Origin of the sequence: Kitasatospora sp. NPDC058184, from assembly GCF_042883725.1 — a bacterium.
In the GTDB taxonomy this organism is placed as follows: domain Bacteria; phylum Actinomycetota; class Actinomycetes; order Streptomycetales; family Streptomycetaceae; genus Kitasatospora.
The window spans coordinates 16,970-34,815 of sequence record NZ_JBHVVE010000028.1 but is presented as its reverse complement, the minus strand read 5'-3'; the positions used below and the strand labels follow the sequence as shown (position 1 = coordinate 34,815).

Here is a 17,846-nt window from a genome sequence, read left to right as displayed (position 1 = left end):
AGGGGTGGATGAATCCGGTGAAAACGGACGCGGTCCGGTCGTCGGGGCGGGAGGCCCTGCTCGATCGCGAGACGCGGCTGGTCTACGAGTGGGCGGTGCGGCACCGGCGGGTCGAGCCCGCCGACCTGGCGCGGATCTCCGCCGACCTCGGGCTCGGCGAGGCGCGCTGCCGGGCGGCCGTCGACCGGCTGGCGGCGCTGTGCCTGCTGGTGCGGCGGCCGGGAGCCGGGCCGGGCTGCTTCGCGGCGGTCGGCCCGGAGGCGGCCGCCGCGCGGCTGACCGGACGGGAGGAGGCGCGGCTGCGCATCGCGGAGGCCGAGCTGGGCCGCCGTCAGGCCGCGCTGGCCGGGCTGCGCGCCGAGGTGGCCTCGCTGGAGCCGGTGTACCGGGCGCAGGGCGGCGGCGTGGACGGCTCGGTCCGCCTGCTGGAGGACGCCCACGCGGCCGGTTCGGCGCTCGGCTCCGTGGTGGGCGCCGCCAAGGAGGAGGTGCTGACCGTCCAGCCGGGCGGCGGGCACCCGCAGGCGGACCTGGCGGAGGCGCTGCCCCGGGACCTGGCCGCGCTGGGGCGGGGCGTCCGGCTGCGGAGCCTGTACCAGCACCCGGCCCGGTTCGACCCGCCCACCCGTTCCTACGCGGAGCTGGTCATCGCCGCGGGGGCGGAGGTCCGGACCCGCGCCGAGGTACCGGCCCGGCTGGTCGTGGTGGACCGGACCACGGCCTTCGTGCCGGCCAGGCTCGCCACCGGAGCGGCGCTGCTGGTCCGGGAGCCGTCCCTGGTGGCGTACTTCGTCGGGCTCTTCGAGCACGAGTGGAGCCAGGCTGTCCCGTACGACACCGCGCCGCGGGCCGCCCGTACGGTGTCCCGCGAGGTCGAGGAGGTGATCGCGGTGCTGCTCGCCGCCGGGGAGAAGGACGACACGATCGCCCGGCGGCTGGGCATGTCGACCCGCACCTGCCGGCGCCACATCGCCGAGCTGCTGGCGCGTCTGGGTGCGCAGAGCCGGTTCCAGGCCGGGGCGTTGGCCGAGCGGGCCGGGCTCACCGTCCCGGCGGACGCCACCGGGCCCTGCTGAGGCCGGCCCCAACCCGGCGGGCACGGCGGACGAGGGCCCGGCAACGGCGGACGGCGGCCCGGGAACGACGGACAAGGGCCCGGGCACGGCGGACGAGGGCCCGGGAACGACGGACGGAGGCCCGCCGGGTGGTCCCGGCGGGCCTGCGCGTCGTCGGTCGGAGGATTACTCCGCAGCCTCGACCGGGGCGCCGAACGGCAGGTGCAGGTCGGTGCTCCAGTGGCTGAACGGGACGGCCGCGTCGTCCTGGGCGGCCTCGAGCGCCTGGAGGGAGAGGATCGTCGACATCAGAGACCGGCCTCCTCGGCGACGGGCGCCTCGGCGCGGTAGTGGGCGAAGCTGCTCCAGTGGCTGTTGGGCTCGACGGCACCGGTGCCGGTCTCGCTCTGGAGCCCCTGGAGGGCCAGGATCTGGGTCATGGTCGTTCCTTTCCGTGGTGGTGCCGGCCACCGGATGGTGGCCGTGGTGGTCCCCCGGGTCCCAGGGGCCTCGAAGCCTCAGGGCCTCGAAGCCTCAGGGCCGGGGAAGTCGGTGATGCCGGGCAGCGGCACCGGGCCGAGGACGGCCTCGTGCAGCGCGACCAGGACTCCGGCGGCGCCGGTGGCCAGGTCCGCCGACAGGCGCATCGAGCGCCGGCCCGGGAAGGCGAGGTGGCCGCGATGGTTCATCACGTGCCACTCCAGCAGCCGCAGGTGGCGGTCGGCCTCGGCTCGGCGTCCGCCGCGCAGCAGGTGCAGTACCAGCCCGGCCCGGCCCTCGAACAGGCCGGCCGCCGCGATCAGGTCGGGGAGGCAGGCGCGGTCGGCGGCGGCGGTCGCCTGGGCGAACCGGCCGGGCAGCCGGCCCGCGCCGTCGGGTCGGTCCGCCCCGCTGTACCGCGCCAGTTCGGAGATCAGCCGGGCGGTGCCGACGCCGCCCGCGGCCAGGTACGGGAGCTTGCGGCGGTGGCGGTCCTCGACCAGGAAGAGCATCCCGTCGGTGACGTCCGCCTCGTCCAGTTCGCGGCCGAGCGCCGCCTCGGCCGCCGTCAGCCAGCTCCGCTCGCCGGTGTGCCCGTACAGCCGCAGGAACAGTGCGGCCTGCCCGCTCCAGCCGTCCAGCAGGCCGCGCAGCCGGGGCGCGGGCTCGTCCCGGGCCAGCTCGTGGCCGAGGGCCAGGGCCCGTTCGGCGAGCCGCTCGCGGCCGAGCACGTCGGCCAGGTCGAGCAGGCCGAGTGCGATGCCGGCCCGTCCGGAGCCGAGCCCCGGATCGGTCGGGGCCTCGGTGGCGAGCAGCCGCTCGACCAGCGCGTCGGCCTCCCGGGTCGCCCCGAGCCGGGCCAGCGTCCAGGCGATGCCGGTCAGCCCGTCGTAGAGGCCGGGCGGCAGGTCGGCCGCGGCGTTCGCGCGGGCCATCAGCCAGTCGGTGTGCTCGGGCGGGGCGGGGCGGCCGCAGGCCCGGAGCGCGTACAGGACGCCGGCCGCGCCGTAGGACAGTCCCAGGCCGCCGTGGCCCGGGCCGAACTGTTCGACGTCGCCGGGGAAGAGGCGGTCCGTCCGGTCCGGGGTGGCCATCGCCAGGATGCCCGCGGCCAGCGAGTCCAGCACCGGGCGCCAGGCCTCGGTGTCCGCCGAGGGCTCCTGGGGCCAGGCCGGACGAACCGGTCCCGCGGCGCCGTCGGCGGACACCGGAGCGCGTTCGGTGGCGCCCGCCGGCAGCTTCCCGCCGGCCGCCCGGTGCAGCGCCTCGGCCACCCCGGCCCCGAACCCGGCGGGCACGGGGTAGCGGCGGGAGATCTCCCGGCCGGCCAGCTCGGCCTTGCCCGAGTCCAGCCCGAGCTGGATGTTCAGCGGGAGGAAGAGGTAGAGCCGCAGCGCGGCCAGCGCGTACGCGTCCACGGCGGTTCCGCGCCGGGCCTTCGGCGAGACGAAGCCGGGCGCGCCCAGTGGGGGAGCGGCGGGGTCGTCGGCGGGGAAGGCGATCTCGAAGTCGACCAGCGCGCAGCGCCCGTCCGGCCGGACCATCACGTTGTTGGGGTGCAGGTCGCCGAAGACCAGCCCGCGCTCGTGCAGCGCCGCCAGCATGCCGCCGACCTGGTCGAGCACGTCGAGCGCCCAGTCGGTGTACGCGGCCAGCTCGGCCTCGTCCGGGTCGGGGTGGGTGAGCGGGCAGGTGCGGGTGAAGACGTCCTCCAGCCGCTCCCCCTCGATGTACTCCTCGACCAGGTAGTGGTGCTCCCAGACCTGCCGGTACTCGTACAGGGCGGGCACGAAGTCCACCCCGGCCAGCGCCTCCAGCACCCGGCGCTCGCTCAGCAGCCGCTGCACCGCGTCCCGGCCGGCGTAGTCGAGCCCGGCGTGCGGGCGGGCCTCGCGCAGCACCACCTGTCGGCCGTCGCGCCGGTCGGTGGCCTGGTAGATCCCGCCGCCGTTGGAGAAGTGCAGCGCCTTGACGACCTCGAACGGGAAGTCGGCCGGGGCCTCGGCCTCACGCGCGGCGTCGGCGGCGAGCTGGGCGGAGATGAGCTCCGGCACCGGTGCCCAGTCCGGCACGGTGAAGACGGTGCCCCGGGTGTCGGGCACCAGTGCGCCGTCCGGGCCGCGCATCGCCGGGACGCGCCGGCCCCGCTCGTCGGTGCAGTGGCGTTCGACGAAGGAGCCGTAGCGCAGGTAGAGCGGGCCCTCCCGGTAGCGCAGGTCGCTCAGGACGTAGGGGCCGGGGACGCCCTTCAGCAGGGTGGACAGGTCGTCCAGCACTCGGGCCAGCCGGGTGTCGTCCTCCGGGTAGAGCGTGATCAGCTTGCCGCTGGCGCGGCGGTCGGCGTACTTGCTGTTCAGGGCGAGCACGGTGGCCCGGCCGCGCAGGAACTTCCAGGTCAGCCCGTGCTCCAGGCAGTACGCCAGGACCTGCTCGACGACCTGTTCCGCCTCGTCCGGGGTGGCCGAGACGTGCACCTTCCAGCCCTGCTCGGGGAGTCGGGCGTGCGGCGGCCGCAGGCTGATCCAGGGGCCGTGCTCGTGGCGCTCCCAGCCCGGCGGCAGCGGGGCGGTGGCGGCGGCGAAGCGGTCGTCGGCGTGCTCGGCGCGGGCGGGGTCGTCGTAGAACAGCGGGTCGGCGAAGCAGTGGCGCTCGTAGCGGTCGTCCATGGTGCCCGCCTCAGCCCGCGGTCCGCGGCCGGCACCCGGACGCGCCCGCTCCGGTGGCCGGCCGGCCGTCGGATGTCGTCGTCATGGGAGCCCCCCGGGTGCGGTCGATCCCGCCGGTTGCGGGCTGCTTCCGACCCTGCCAGCCGGGGTGGGCGGGGTCGACGGGTCCGACCCGCCACCTTCGTGCCTGGCAGTTTGCGGGCGGGTCCTGGAGGCGGCGGCTGTCCGCCCTCGCTCAGCGGTGTCCGCCGACGCCGGTGGCGGCGGCCGCGACCGGTGTGCGGTCGGGCTCGGGGCGCTGTTCGGTGTGCTGTTCGGTGCGCGGCTCGGGGGCGAGGTAGCGGCTGCGGACGGCGGCGACGATCTCGGCGCTCGCCCGCCCGTCGCCGTAGGGCGAGGGGAGCTGCGCCAGCCGTTCGCCGACGGCCTCGTCGGCGAGCAACTCCCGCAGGGCGCCGGCGAGTTCGTGGCCCGGGCGGGCGAGTCGGGCGAAGCCGGCCCGGACGGCCTCGGGACGCTCGGTGGAGTTGCGCACCACCACGAGCGGGCGCTTGAGCACCGTGCACTCCTCCTGGACCCCGCCGGAGTCCGACACCAGCAGGCGGCAGTGCCGGGCCAGGGCGAGGAAGCCGGCGTGGTCCAGCGGTTCGATCCGGCGCAGCCGTGCGACCGGGCCGCGCAGGCCGAAGGCCTCGACGGCGGCCCTGGTCCGGGGGTGCAGCGGCAGCAGGACCGGCAGGTCCAGGGCGGCGAGCTGGTCGAGGATCTGGGCGAGCCGCGCGGCGTCGTCGGTGTTCTCGGGGCGGTGGATGGTGGCGAGCACGTAGCCGCCGGGGGTGACGGCGTGTTCGGCGACGATGCGGTGGGCCTCGGCCTCGGCGGGCAGGGTCGCCAGGGTCGCCTCGACGACGGTGTTGCCGGTGATCACCACCCGGTCGGCTTCGATCCCCTCGCGCAGCAGGTGCGCCGCCGCCGTCGCGGTGGGCGCGCAGTGCAGGTCGGCGAGCGGGGCGATCAGGCGGCGGTTGGCCTCCTCGGGCATGCCGGGGTCGAAGGAGCGCAGGCCGGCCTCGACGTGGACGACGGGTATGCCCGCGCAGTGCGCCGCGAGGGCGCCGGCGGCGGCGGTGTTGGTGTCGCCCTGGACGAGGACGGCAGCCGGTGGGCGGGCCGCGAGGTGGTCGCTCAACGCGCTGACCATCCGGCCTATTTGGCGGCCGCGCGGTTCGCCGCCGACGCCCTTCAGCAGGTGGTGCGGGCGGGGGAGGCCGTACTGGGCGAAGAACGTGGTGGTGAGGGCCGGGTCCCAGTGCTGGCCGCTCCAGACGATGCGGGCCCGCGGGCCGAGGAGGCGGGCCACTCCGTCGCGCCGTCGCCGGAGTCGACGTACCCGTCCGGCGGCACCCGGACCCTGGTCGGCCTCACCGTCGGGCCGGTCGCCACCACCTCCGTGCTCACCGCGAACACCGCCGGGAACCCGGTCGACGGCACCGCCTCGGCCTCCGCGACGGTCGACAAGCTCGGGCTCGACCTCGGTGTCGCCTCGGTCTCCCTGACCGGCGTCGACTCGACCTGCGCCGCCACCCCCACCGGGGCCACCGGCAGCGGCCTGATTGCGGGCGGGTCGATCAGCGTCGCCGGCATCCCGACCAACCTCCAGGCCAACGCCCCCGCCAACACCAGGGTCAGCATCCCGCTGGTCGGTTCGATCGTCCTCAACGAGCAGACCACCGACGCCAACGGCGTCCTCACCGTCAACGCCGTCCACCTCACCCTGCTGCCGTCGCTGAACGGCGCCAACCTGGTCATCGGGCACGCCCGGTGCGGCGGCGCCGAGCCCGCCGCCGCCGTGCCGATGATCAACCCGTCCGTCGCGGGGATGAGCGGCGGGGCGGTGCTCGCCGGCGTCCTGGCCACCGTCTACGTCCGCCGCCGCAACGCCCGGTCCGCCGCGTCGGCCGTCTGACGGGAGGCAGGGCGGCCGGCCCGGAGCAGGGGCCGGCCGCCCGCCGCCCGCCGTGGTCAACCCGGCTTCCGGTACCTCGCCCTGACGTGTGAGGCGCCGCCGCCGGGTGACGGGAAGGCCCGTCCCACCACCACCGGACCGCCCAGGCCGGTCCGGCCCGGCCCTTCCGTACCCGGCACCGCGGGGTGCCTGCGGCCGGAGCCGTCGGACCCGGTCCGACCGCTCGCCTACCCTACGAACCGACCGGCCGTACCGGCCGTGGCCGCTCTAGGAGGAGTCCCGTGTCGTCCTGCGACCCCAAGTACGCTCCCGTCGGCGATGTGAGCGCGGCGCTCATGGTGATCGACTCCCGGCTCAAGTCCATCTACGACGGCAAGTCCGGGACGGACCCCGAGCACCAGCGGCTGGTCGACCAGCTCACCGCGTCCTTCGGCCCCGGCGAGGCCGAGGCGCTGGTGGAAGGCGCCTGCACGCTCGTCTACATGTACATGAACTGGCTGCGCACGGCCTTCGAGAAGCAGGAGGAGGACGTGATCGAGCACGCGGTCCCCAGCCTGGTGGCCACCATGCGGATGATGCCGAGGACCTTCAGCCCCGAGGTCATCCCCATCATGGCCGGCCTGCTCATCGCCGCCGGTACGGGCCTGAGCCCCAACCTCTGGCGCGCCCAGTACGGACCGTGGACGAAGGAGGAGATGAACCCGCTGGAGGCCATGGTGGTCCTGCTCGCGGAGTACATCAACCGGATCTCGGGCAACGGCGAGGACTTCGCCACCAGGCTGATCACCGACGTGCTGTCCCAGCTGGACTAGGCGTACCGCCCCGAACGCGCCAGTGGCGCCGCCCCGGGTGGGGCGGCGCCACTGGTGTCCTGCTGGTGTCAGGCGGGGGCCAGGCGGGGGTCCGAGCGGGCGTCAGCTGTGGCGGCCCGGTCGGCGGTAGGCGACGAAGCAGAGGACGCCTCCGCCGAGGAGGGCGATGGCGCCGAGCGCCGCGACCAGGGTGTCGGAGGAGGAGCCGCCGGTGTGCGGCAGCTCGCCGCTCTCCGACGCGCTCGGGGTGTGGGGGTGGGTGGGGGTCGCGGTGGCCGTCGTGCTCGGCGAGGACGTCGGTGACGGCGACGGGGACGGGGACGGGGAGTTGGACGGGGACGGTGACGGGCTCGGGCTCGGCGACGGGGAGGGGGACGGCGACGGGCTCGGCGAGGGCGAGGGCGACGGCGACGGGGAGCTGGTCTGGAGGATCACGCCCAGGTCGAGGTCGAGGTCGCGCTGCCCGCCGCTGAGGGTGACGGTCTGGGTGATGCCGGTGGTCGGGTCGCCGTCCGAGTCCTTGCTCGGGTCGGTGCCGGCGTGCTGCTTGGTGACGGTGGCGCCCTTGGGCAGGGTGGTCAGGTCGAACCGCACCGCGTAGCTGCCGTCCGGCAGGTTGTCGAACAGGTAGTGCCCGGTGGCGTCCGTCACCGTGGTGACCGGCTTGCCGTCCTTGTCCCGTACGGGCTGCCCGTTGCCGTCCAGCAGGTGCACGGTGACCCCGGGGATGCCCTCGTCACCGGGCTTCTGGATCCCGGAGCCGTCCCGGTCGTGCCAGACGAAGTCGCCGAGCGCGTTGTTGGAGGGGGCGACGCGCTTGACCGCGACGCCGACCTTGGCGGGCTCGGCCGGCAGCAGCTGGCGGCCGGAGGCGTCGGTGGCGGTGTACGCGAAGCTGTTCCAGGCGTACTCGCCCTCCGGCGCGTCGTAGGAGGCGACCATCGGCCAGGTCAGGGTGAAGGACTCGCCGGAGGCCAGGGCGCCGGGGCGGCTGAGGCGGAACCAGGTGGCTGTTCCCGGCCCGGGGAAGGTGGTGCTCCAGACCGCGGCGCTGTTGCAGCCGGTGCGGTCGACCAGCAGCGGGTTCACGCAGGGGTTGGGGTCGGTGGCGTACTCGATCACCACGGTCGGGTCGTTGCTGGTGATCGGCTGGCTGAGCGACGGGGTCCAGGCGCTGCCGCGCGGGGCGTCCTGGGTGAGCACGTAGTTGTCGCCGGGGGTGGGGAGCTTGTCGTAGGCGATGAAGTCGGTGACCGGGTCCGGGGAGTCGTTGCGGACGGTCATCCGCCAGGACGTCTGGCCGCCGGGGGTGGCGGTGCCGATGGTCATGTAGTCGGCGTCGAGGTCCCCCTTGACCTCCTTGTAGGAGCGCAGCACCGCCGGCACGTCGACCTGGATCTGCGAGGAGGCGTGGCACATCAGCTCGGTGGTGTCGCCGTTGCCGTTGAGGTCGAGCACGTCGGGGGTGCTGCCGCTGTCGGAGCCGGAGTACATGCAGGCGACCGGGGCGGTGGGCTGGTCGACGGTGACGTAGACGTCGTTGGTCAGCGTGCCGGAGCGGATGCTGTCGGCGACCTGGACGTCGAAGAGCATCCGGTAGGCCATGGCGTCGTGCAGGTACGTCGAGTCGGGGGCGCCGGCCGGCCATTCCATCTTGACGAGCTGGCGCCCGTCCGGGCCCGGGGTCACGGTGATCGACGAGGGGGCCTTGGCGTCGGGGTAGTCGGGGTCGGGCCGGGCCGAGCCGTCGATGTAGACGACGCCGGCGGGCAGCAGGTCGTACAGGACGAGCGGGCGGTCCAGGTCGTGGGCGCTGCGGTTGTACGGGATGACCTGGAAGGTGGCCTTGCCGCCGGGGGCGGACAGCTCGCCGGCCACGGTGGTCTTGGCGGCGCCGAGGTTGGTGGCCTGGGTGATGGTGGTCCGGGCGCAGGCGTTGGCGTTGGCGGTGGTGGTGCCGTCGGTGGCGCTGGTGTCCACGCAGTTGGTCAGCGGCTCGGGGGCGGGGCGCCCGTCGTGGCCGGGGGTGGCGACCTGGGTGACCAGCTGCACCGCGTTGCCGGGGCTCCAGCCGGTGGGGATCGGGCCGTTCCAGGTGAGCTTGAGGCCGTCCAGCCACTGCCCGGCGGGGATGCCGAGCACGTCGTTGGCCGGGTCGCCCGCGCCCTGGGCGAAGGTGAGCCGCCGTGCGGTGGAGCCGTTGAACGGCGTGCCCGGGGTGAAGGTGTGCCAGGTGGGGTCGCCGTTGAGGCGGTACTGCAGGGTCAGTTGGATGCTGGTGGGGTTCCACGGCTCCAGCTGGAGGGACTGCGGGAAGATCCAGTTGTAGACGCCGTCGGTGCTGCCGGCCCCGGGGTCGGTGATGGTGAGGCTGGTGGCCGGGCCCGCGGTGTTGGTGGCGGACAGGCTGAAGGAGTTGAGGTCGCCGTTGGTGGTGGTGTCGCGCCAGACCTTGCTGGCGGTCACCACCACGCCGGTCACCGGGGGTTGGAACGTGTTGGTGGTGACGGACGAGGTGTCCAGCTGCCGTTCGGCCTCGGTGAGCGGCGCGCCGAGCAGGTCGACGGTGTTCTCGGAGGTGGTCCCGTCCGGGAAGGAGGCCGCCGGGTAGTTGACCACCAGGACGCCCGGGTTGCGGCAGCCGCCGCGCCCGTTGCCGGACACGAACGGGCCGATGTCGTAGCCCCAGGTGTTCGGGCCGGGCGGCACCTGCGTCCAGCCCGGCGAGCGGCCGGTGTCCACCACCGCGCCGGGCGGCAGGGTGTCCAGCAGCCGGCTGCTGTCCAGGTCGACGTTGGGCACGTTGTCGGTGGCGCAGGGGGTGAACTGGTAGGTGACGGTGCGGTTGTCGCTGCTGGAGGTCTGGATGCCCTTGGTCACCGTGTACTGCGGCTGCACCTGGGCCGTGGTGTTCGCGGTGGCGGTCTGCGAGGTCTCGCCGGTGGCCGACATGGTGGCCGAGTTGGTCGAGGCGGCGCCGTTCGGGGTGGTGAAGTTCGGGTACTTCATCGTCACCGTGATGGTGGCGGTGGTGCCCGGACTGAGGTCCTTCAGCCTGATGTCCATCGTGCCGCCCGTCGCGCCCGCGGCGGGCACCGTGGAGGCGGCCACGTCGACCGAGGACGGGTCCGGCGTCCAGCCGAGGAACTGCATGTTCGACGGCAGGGTGTCGAGGATGTTCCCGCCCGTGCACTCGGTGATGGAGCAGGTGTAGCGCAGCGTGTAGGTGACGTTCTCCCCCGGGGAGACGGTCGCCTTGTCGACGCTCTTGGTGAAGGAGATCGCGGCCTGGGCCGGTGGGGCCAGCACGCTGCTGCTCAGCAGCGAGCCGGCCACCAGCGCCAGGACCGAGGCGATCCGCCCGGTCCGGAATGGAAGTCGCATAGCGGGCAGTCCAGCCGATCGCCCCGGCGCACCGGTCGGCGACACGAGGGCCGGTCGCGGCGGTTCACCTGCTCGGCGGTCACCCGCCCGGCGGCAACGCGGCCCGGGGCGGTACGGCGGCCCGGGGTGGTACGGCGTTCCGGGGCGGTACGGCGTTCCGTGGGGCTTTGTGGCCGCCGGGCCGGGCCGCCCCCGCCGAGCTCCCCCCGGCAGGCGGCGCAACCGGAGCGCCGGGCGGGGCGACCCGGGTGGCTCAGCCGAACATCACACCGGTCTCCCGGGCCAGGGTGTCCAGCCGGTACTGGGTGACGTGCTCGACGTTCGCCGGGTCGATCGTGCGCACGCCCTCGGCGGCGAGCCGCTCGTTGATCGCCTCCAGGTGCTCCTGGACGACCTGCTTCTCCGCCTCGGTGGTGCGGCCCTGGTGCGGCCGTCCGGCGTGCTCCAGGCCGGCGTGGTCGACCCGCTCCCGGCCGGCGGCGGGCGCCGCCCCGCGCACGGTGGTGGGCGCGGCCTCGCGCACGGGGGTGGGCGCCGTCTCGCGCGCGGCCGTCCGGGCGGCCGGGCGGGCGCCGCGCAGCACCTCGGCCATCGGCGCGGCCGAGGCCAGCCGGTCGAAGGTCGCCGCCTCCATCACCACCGTCTGCGGCTCCGCCCGGTCCGGGTGGTGCAGCTCGACGGTGACCAGGTCGAGCGCCAGCTCCCGCACGCCGCCCAACTCCCCGGCCAGCGCGTCGATCTCGACCGGACCGTCCGTCAGGTCGGGGTGCCGGAGCACCACCACCCGCACCAGGTCCGCGTCGCTCTCCGCGTGCTTGCCGGTCAGGTCCGAGAACCGGATGATCTTCTGGCCCATGTCTCCCTCTCCTGTGCCCCTGTGATCAGCCGAGAGCCTACGCCGGGATGATCATCGGCGCGCGCAAGCGGCCGGGCCCGGGGGAGCAGCCCCGGGCCCGGCCTCACCTGTCGTGCATCCTGCCTTGCGTCAGTGGAGCGTCAGCGTGGTGCCGTCCCCCCTCTCGGGTGCCGTCCCCCTCTCAGTAGCGCGGGTCCACCCGGTAGGTCGGGTAGTCCGGCACGTACCAGTGGCTGGAGTGCCAGATGCCGAAGGTGAACCGGACCCCGTGGCTGCCCCGCTTGTTGGCGGCCTTGAGGAACTTCTTGCCGATGCTCTTCATCAGGTAGGACAGCGCCCACAGGACCCAGCCGGCGGCCCGGGCGGCGATGTGCGGGAGCTTCTTCAGGATCCCGGAGATGCCCTTGGAGATCTTGCTGGAGACGACCAGCAGACCGCCGATGGTGTTGCCCTCGGCCCGGCTGAAGTTGGCGACCCACTTCTTCTTCCAGGACATGCCCGTCAGGTCGTCCATGGTGATCGGGTCGACCGGGTAGCCGTAGGCGTTCGGCGAGCCCTCCAGGACCGGGTCGGTCTGCAGGAAGCGGCCGGTGGTCGGGTCGTACAGGCGCACGCCCATCAGGGTGAGGCCGGAGACGCTGTCGGCCTCGCGCTGCGCCCCGCCGAGCCAGCCGTACGCGGCCGAGCCGGTGGCGTCGACGACGTTGCCGTACTCGTCGTAGTGGTAGACCGCGAGGTCCTCGGTGCCGTCGGGGGACATCTGGACGGACACGTCGCCGTGCAGGTTGGTCAGCAGCAGGACCGCGCCGCCGTCGGTACCGGTGGCGGCCGTGAGCCGGCCGGTCAGGTCCAGGACGTTGCGGGTCAGCTTGCCGGCCGCGTCCTTGGACCAGGTCGGGCTGTCGGTGCCGCCGTCGAAGTGCCTGGTGTCCTGCGCGGTGACGGTCCAGGTGCCGTCGGTGCCCTTGGTCTCCGTGGTGGAGAGCGCCAGGCGGCCGGCGGCGTCCAGGTCCCAGGTCTTGCGGGTGTCGCCGAGGGTCTCGGTGCGGACCAGGTCGTTGGTGTGGTAGCCGACCTGGGTGCCCTTGGGCAGGGCGGTGGTGCGGCCGAAGGCGTCGTACACGTAGCCGGCGTCGGTGAGGCGGTCGGCGGTGTCGTAGCCGTGGGTCTCGGCCTGGGTGACGGTGTCCGCCGTGGCCGGGTCGCAGTCGTCGGTGACGCTGGTGCGGTTGGTCCGGTTGCTGCTCCTGTCGAACGCGTAGGTCCGGGTGGAGCAGGCCAGGCCGGTGCTGTCGGCGGCCTTGGTGAGGCGGCCGGTGGCGTCGTAGGTGTAGCCGCTGGTGGTGCTGTTGCCGTCGCTCTGGGTGCGGCCGGCCTGCTGTCCGTGGACGGTGAAGTCGGCGGTGTCGGCCAGCAGGACGGTGCCCGCCTGGTTGGTGTAGGTCTTGCCGGTCTGGACGCCCTGGCTGTCGTAGCTGCTGGTCAGGGTGTTGCCGCCGGGCATGGTCTGGGAGACCAGCCGGCCCTCGACGTCGTAGGAGGCGGTGAAGGTGCCGGCCACCGAGTCGGTCAGGGAGGTGGGCAGGCCGCGCGGGTCCTTGGCGGTGTCGTAGCCGTAGGTCACGGTGGACGGCACCGAGTCGGACTTCTTCACCGGGCGGTCGAGCTTGTCGTACTCGGTGGTGGTGACGTTGCCGGCGCCGTCGTCGTAGGAGACCTGGCGGCCGAGCCGGTCGTAGCCCTGGGTGACGGTGGCCTTGCCGTTGGCGGTGGTGGTCAGCTCGCCGTTGGCGGGGTCGTAGCCGAACACCGTGTCGGCGACCGCGGTGCCGGTGCCGCCGCTGATCGAGGTCTTCACGGCGCGCCCGGCCGTGTCGTAGCCGCGGGTGGTGGTGCGGGTGACGCCGTTGGCGGTCTCGGTCTGGACCGTGACGTTGCCCCAGCGGTCGTACTGGAAGGTCTTCGTCGGCAGCTGCGGCGGGTTGGCGCCGCCGCCGGCGATCTGCGCGGCCGGGGCGATCGAGCAGACCAGGTCGGCCCACTCGGGGTGGCCGGCGCAGGCGCCGGTCCCGGTGCCGGTGTAGTAGGTGGTGACGGTGGTGGCCGCGTCGGAGCCGGTGGAGTTCGGGCGGCTCTGCGAGGTCACCCGGCCGCTGGCGTCGTAGCCGGTGCTGGTGGTGATCTTCAGGCCGGCCGGGTCCTGGACGGCCGAGGTGGGCAGGCCCTGGGCCCAGTCGTAGCCGGTGGCGGTGGTGCGGGTGTCGGCGTCGGCGGCGTAGCCGTCGATCCGGGCGCCGACCGTCACCGAGGTGGTCATGTCGCTGACCGCGGCGTTCGCCGGGCGGCCCTCGTCGTAGCCGTTGACGGTGTGGGCGCGGGCCGGGACCTCGTCGCCGGCGGCGAGCGCCGGGGAGCTGCCGGAGGCGGCCACGCCGTGCTCCAGGGTGACCAGCTGCAGCGGGTCGTACCGCTCCAGCAGGCGCTTGCCGTCGGCCGAGTGGACCGAGGTCGAGGAGAGCACCTGGGCGCGGTCAGCCGTCGAGCGGCCGGCGATGCCGAGGGCGCGCAGCTTGTTCAGGTCGTTGCCGGTGGTGGCCAGGGCGAGGACGCGGTTCTCCGCGGAGAGGGTCCGCACCGGGCTGCCGTAGGCGTTGTACTCGGTGGTGGTGATGCCGCCGCCGGGGGTGGCGGTGTTGACCTCGCGGCCGGAGGCGTTGGTGTACGTCACCGAGGCGCGGTTGTAGCCGGCGGTGCCGAGCGCCTTGCCGTCGTGGGTGGCCGGGACGGCGTCGGGTGGCAGGACGGCGGTGGCGTCGGTCGGGGCGTCGCTCTGGCCCCAGGCCGCGACGTCGGACGGCGCCAGCGGGTACGGCGCGTTGGCGCCGCTCAGCGGGACGTCGTAGACGACCGAGGTGGTCGCGGTGCCGTCGGTGACGTCCTTGCTGCCCTGCTTGAGGGTGGGCCGGGAGGCGGCGAGCAGCATGCCCTCGCCGGCGGTGGCGGCGTTGCCGGCCTTGCCGTACTCCAGGGTCCACGGCAGCTCGCCGGGCTCGGTCACGGTGGTGACCCGGCCGGCCGCGTCGTAGCCGTACGCGGTCTTCAGCGCGGGGCTGATCCGCGGGTCCCAGACCTCGCGCAGCCGGCCCTGGGCGTCGTACGCGTACTGCGAGACGGCGACGGGAGTGGCGGTGGCGGCGCCGGGGTCGGTGGACCACAGGCGGATCTGCTTCACCTGGCCGGCCGTGTCGCCCAGGGCGGACGCGGTGGCGGTGGTGGTGTCGGCGTAGACGTACTCCAGCACCCGGCAGCCGGCCGTGGACGGCACGGCGGCGCAGTCGGCGGAGGCGGTCGCCGAGGACGGCGCGACCACGTACTTCGGGCGGGCCAGGGTCTTGCCGCCGGAGACGACCTTCTCCGAGACCACCGAGGTGGTGGAGTTGTCGCTGGGCAGCGAGGAGCCGGAGGCCTGCCAGGTGGTGGCGGCCGGGTCGACCTTGGCGAAGGTGACGGTGGTGCCGTCGGTGTCCTTCAGCGTGAAGGAGCCGGTGAGCACACCGGTCAGGGTGAGGTTCTCGGCGCCGGGCTCGGGCTTCCAGCCGCCGGCGCCGGTGGCGGTGAAGCCGGTCTCGGAGCCGTCCGCGGAGACCACCGAGAGGGAGGTCGCCGAGGTCTGGCGGACGTAGGAGTAGGCGGCGTCGGTGAGTTCGGCGGTGGTGCCGGAGCTCCACTGCGGGCCGAAGATCGCCGCCTGGCCCTCCTGGGCCGAGCCGTTGGCGGGCCGGCGGGAGGAGAAGGAGCGCTCGGCGTGCAGGCCGAAGGCCTCGGCGTCGCTCTCGGAGAGGGTGAGGTCACCGGTGAGGGTGTTCACCTCGCCCGGGCCGACCTTGGTCTCCGGCGCGGTGCCCGCGTTGCGGTCCACCGTGACGGTGTTCGGCTCGGTGGCGTCGGTGGCGGTGCCGTCGGTGAACACCGCGCGGACGTCGACCGGGCCGTTCTCGGCCAGGGTGTCGGTGATGTTCCAGGTCAGCGCGGCCGGCTTGCCGCCGGGGGCGGTGAACGGCCAGGCCGTCACCGGCTTGCCGTCGGTGGTGGCGACGTTGGCGACCGGGACGTCCTTCCAGGCGTCCGTCTCACCGCGCCGGTACTGGTAGCGCACCCCGGTGTAGGTGCTGTTGCCCTCGGCCTGCAGCGAGGTGCGGCGGGCCGGGCGCTCGCCCGCGCCCGGCGCGACCAGGGCGGAGCCCTTGCCGGCGTAGAAGGCGTACGTCCTGTCGGCGGAGACGTTGCCCGCGGCGTCCCGGGTGTGCGCGGTGACGGTGTGGGAGCCCGCCTTGAAGGTGAGCTTGGCGCTGACCGGGGTGCCGGTGGTGGCCGCGGTGACCCAGGCCCCGCCGTCCAGCCGGTACTGGATGTCCTTCACGTCGCTGGTCGGCGGGGTGAAGGTGAAGGTGCCGCTGTAGCTGCCGTTGGCGTCCGGGGTGCCCGCCCACTGGCCGGCCGGGAAGTCCCCGGAGGAGACGGTGGTCGCGCCCGGCGCGGTGGTGTCCACGGTGAACGTGCGGAAGCCCGACCAGGCGCTGTTGGCGGTGCCGTCCCAGGAGCGCGAGCGCCACTTGTAGGCGCCCGGGGCCAGCTTGGTGCCCGGGGCCCAGGTGAACGTCGAGCCGGAGGCGGCCATGGCGGTGCGCCCGGACTGCAGCGCGGCCGTGCCGTTGGACGCCCAGACCTCGAAGTCCAGGGCGATGTTGCCGCCGTCGGGGTCGGTCGCCTTGGCGGACAGCGTCGGCGTGGCGTCGTTGGTCAGCGCGGCGTCGGCCGGGGAGACCAGCGTGGAGACACCCGGCGGGGTGTTGTAGGTGACCGACAGGTACGGCGTGTTGGACGTCGCGTTGCCGGAGTTGAACTTCTTCCAGCCGTACGGGTCGGACTCGTCGGTGGCCCGGATGCCCAGGGTGTTGTTGGTGTTGCCGTTGGCGGCCCAGGCCTTGACCAGCGCGGTGATGTCCTGGTTCACCCAGCCGTCGTTGCAGGAGCTGGAGTAGCCCTTGGTCGCGGTGGACGTCGCCCACTTCTTGTTCCAGCCGGGCTGGGCCGTCCAGCGGGTGGCCGTGGTGGCCGTGCCGGTGTCCCAGACCTCCCAGCTCTTCGCGGTGCAGGACCAGCTGTGGAAGTTCCACAGGTTGAGCTTGCCGCCGGTGATCTGCTTCCCGCTGATCTTCGCCATCGGGAACTGCAGGAACGAACGCGCCACCTGGCCGGAGCCGTTGTTGCCCAGCTTCAGCTCGGTCTGCGAGGAGACGTCGGTGGCGTAGCCCTGCTGGACGAAGGTGTCGAAGCCGACGCCGATGTTGACCGCCGGGTCGACGGTCACCGGGTACTTCGTCTTCGGGTCGTTCAGGAAGGCGGCGTCCGGGGTCAGCGTCAGGTCGATCGCGTTCCCGTTCTGGACGACCTTCAGCGCGACCGGAGCGGTGCGGGTGTGGTCGCCGCTGCGCTCGTCGACCTGCGCGTCCCACATCACCGGGGCGGGCAGCTGGCCCTTCTCCTCGCCGGTCTTCGGGTCGAGGAAGGAGACCGAGTCGTCCGGGTTCTGCCGGGCCTGGAGGCCGGCCGCGTCCAGGGTGAGCGTCACGCTGCCGTTGGCGGCCACCGCCGAGCGGTCCTTGAGCTCCAGGAACTGCTCGAAGCCGGTCCGGGTGGACTCGATGACCAGGTCGGTGGCGGTGAGCGCGTCCGCGTACCGGGCCCTGGCACCGTCCACGGTGGGAGCGGGCAGGGCGCCGCGCCAGGACAGCGACATCGCGGTGCCGCTGCCGTTGTCCAGCGAGACCAGCGGCGTGGCCGGGGCCTGCTGGGCGCCGGCCGGGGCACCGGCGGCCTTGAACGCCGACGCGGCGGCGGGCGGGGTGGCGCCGGCCAGCGAGAGGTTGAGCGGGTGCCCCTTGGCCTTGACGCTGCCGTCCGACTGCCGCGCCAGGTCGACGTCGATCGGCTGGAGCCTGCCGGACTTGTCCTTGTAGCGGACCGGGCCGGAGGCGAGGTCCAGCGTGGTGGTGCCGTCCGGGTTGATCCAGCTGGTGGTCGACTCGGTGCGCTCGTCCACCACCTCGATCCGGCGGTTCTCCAACCGGGCCTTGAGGTGGGCGGTCGCGATGTCCTTGGCCTCCGCCGGGCCCAGGGCCTTGGCGGGCTTCGGGGACTGCTCCGTGGTGACGGCGACGGCCTGACCGGTCGTCATGATGACGGCGGCGGCCTCGACCGAGAGCACCACCGCCAGGGCGACGGCGGTGTGGCGCAGTACGCCGTTGCCGCGGCGCGGTGCGGAGGGGGGCGGCGAGCCGGCTTCGGCCCGCTGCCGCGGTGATCCGCCCGTGGGGCGTGACATGGAACTCCTCGACTGGTCCGTACGGGAAGGAAAGGTGGTCGGAAAACGGAGGGACGGCCGACGTGCTGATGGCGTGTCAGCCATGACGGGGTAAAGCGACAGCAAAGAACCGGCCAATCTCCCGGGCGGGAGGAACCGGTCGAAAGCTGCCTGGAAGGCCGGAAAGCCCCCGGGTGCGACGGCGGGTGGCCGACGCCCTCGGGTACGGCGCGGGCCGCAGCGGGGTTCGGTGCGTTCCAGCG

General features: G+C 74.0%; 10 protein-coding genes. 3 read left to right on the top strand and 7 right to left on the bottom strand.

What is annotated here, in order from left to right; all coding sequences use genetic code 11:
• Positions 1–8 precede the first annotated feature (8 nt).
• Positions 9–1,076, top strand: a complete 1,068-nt coding sequence (locus ACFVXH_RS35640; RefSeq protein ID WP_387830200.1) for a LuxR C-terminal-related transcriptional regulator — start codon at positions 9–11, stop codon at positions 1,074–1,076.
• A 165-nt stretch (positions 1,077–1,241) separates the two neighbouring features.
• On the opposite strand, the gene ACFVXH_RS35635 is transcribed toward ACFVXH_RS35640, so the two are convergent.
• The 4 genes from ACFVXH_RS35635 to wecB form a co-directional block, all read right to left on the bottom strand.
• On the bottom strand, positions 1,242–1,364 hold the full coding sequence (locus ACFVXH_RS35635) for a hypothetical protein (RefSeq protein ID WP_255357467.1): 123 nt from the start codon (positions 1,362–1,364) through the stop codon (positions 1,242–1,244).
• Positions 1,364–1,495, bottom strand: coding sequence for a hypothetical protein (locus ACFVXH_RS35630; RefSeq protein ID WP_259316466.1), 132 nt, complete (start codon positions 1,493–1,495; stop codon positions 1,364–1,366). Before ACFVXH_RS35630 ends, ACFVXH_RS35635 begins: the two co-directional genes overlap by 1 nt.
• A 78-nt stretch (positions 1,496–1,573) precedes the next feature.
• Positions 1,574–4,201 (bottom strand): class III lanthionine synthetase LanKC, encoded by a 2,628-nt coding sequence (lanKC, locus tag ACFVXH_RS35625; protein ID WP_387830196.1) that lies wholly within the window; start codon positions 4,199–4,201, stop codon positions 1,574–1,576.
• A 235-nt stretch (positions 4,202–4,436) separates the two neighbouring features.
• The gene (wecB, locus tag ACFVXH_RS35620) at positions 4,437–5,561 is read right to left on the bottom strand and encodes a non-hydrolyzing UDP-N-acetylglucosamine 2-epimerase (RefSeq protein ID WP_387830194.1); all 1,125 of its coding nucleotides are present in this window, start codon (positions 5,559–5,561) and stop codon (positions 4,437–4,439) included.
• Between wecB and ACFVXH_RS35615 the strand changes: the two genes are divergently transcribed.
• Both ACFVXH_RS35615 and ACFVXH_RS35610 read left to right on the top strand, forming a co-directional pair.
• Positions 5,511–6,167 carry a choice-of-anchor P family protein gene (locus ACFVXH_RS35615; protein ID WP_387830192.1) on the top strand — a complete coding sequence of 219 codons (657 nt, stop codon included), beginning with the start codon at positions 5,511–5,513 and terminating at the stop codon, positions 6,165–6,167. The two genes, wecB and ACFVXH_RS35615, sit on opposite strands and share 51 nt — an antisense overlap.
• 335 nt (positions 6,168–6,502) lie before the next feature.
• Positions 6,503–6,979 (top strand): hypothetical protein, encoded by a 477-nt coding sequence (locus tag ACFVXH_RS35610; RefSeq protein ID WP_117491456.1) that lies wholly within the window; start codon positions 6,503–6,505, stop codon positions 6,977–6,979.
• Positions 6,980–7,081: 102 nt separating this feature from the next.
• Here the strand turns inward: ACFVXH_RS35610 and ACFVXH_RS35605 are convergent, their stop codons facing one another.
• The 3 genes from ACFVXH_RS35605 to ACFVXH_RS35595 all read right to left on the bottom strand — a co-directional run bounded on the left by ACFVXH_RS35605 (position 7,082) and on the right by ACFVXH_RS35595 (position 17,604).
• Positions 7,082–10,363, bottom strand: a complete 3,282-nt coding sequence (locus ACFVXH_RS35605) for an SdrD B-like domain-containing protein (protein ID WP_387830190.1) — start codon at positions 10,361–10,363, stop codon at positions 7,082–7,084.
• Between the two features lie 253 nt (positions 10,364–10,616).
• On the bottom strand, positions 10,617–11,219 hold the full coding sequence (locus ACFVXH_RS35600) for a hypothetical protein (protein ID WP_387830188.1): 603 nt from the start codon (positions 11,217–11,219) through the stop codon (positions 10,617–10,619).
• 181 nt (positions 11,220–11,400) lie between these two features.
• Positions 11,401–17,604 (bottom strand): DNRLRE domain-containing protein, encoded by a 6,204-nt coding sequence (locus tag ACFVXH_RS35595; RefSeq protein WP_387830185.1) that lies wholly within the window; start codon positions 17,602–17,604, stop codon positions 11,401–11,403.
• Positions 17,605–17,846: the final 242 nt, after the last annotated feature.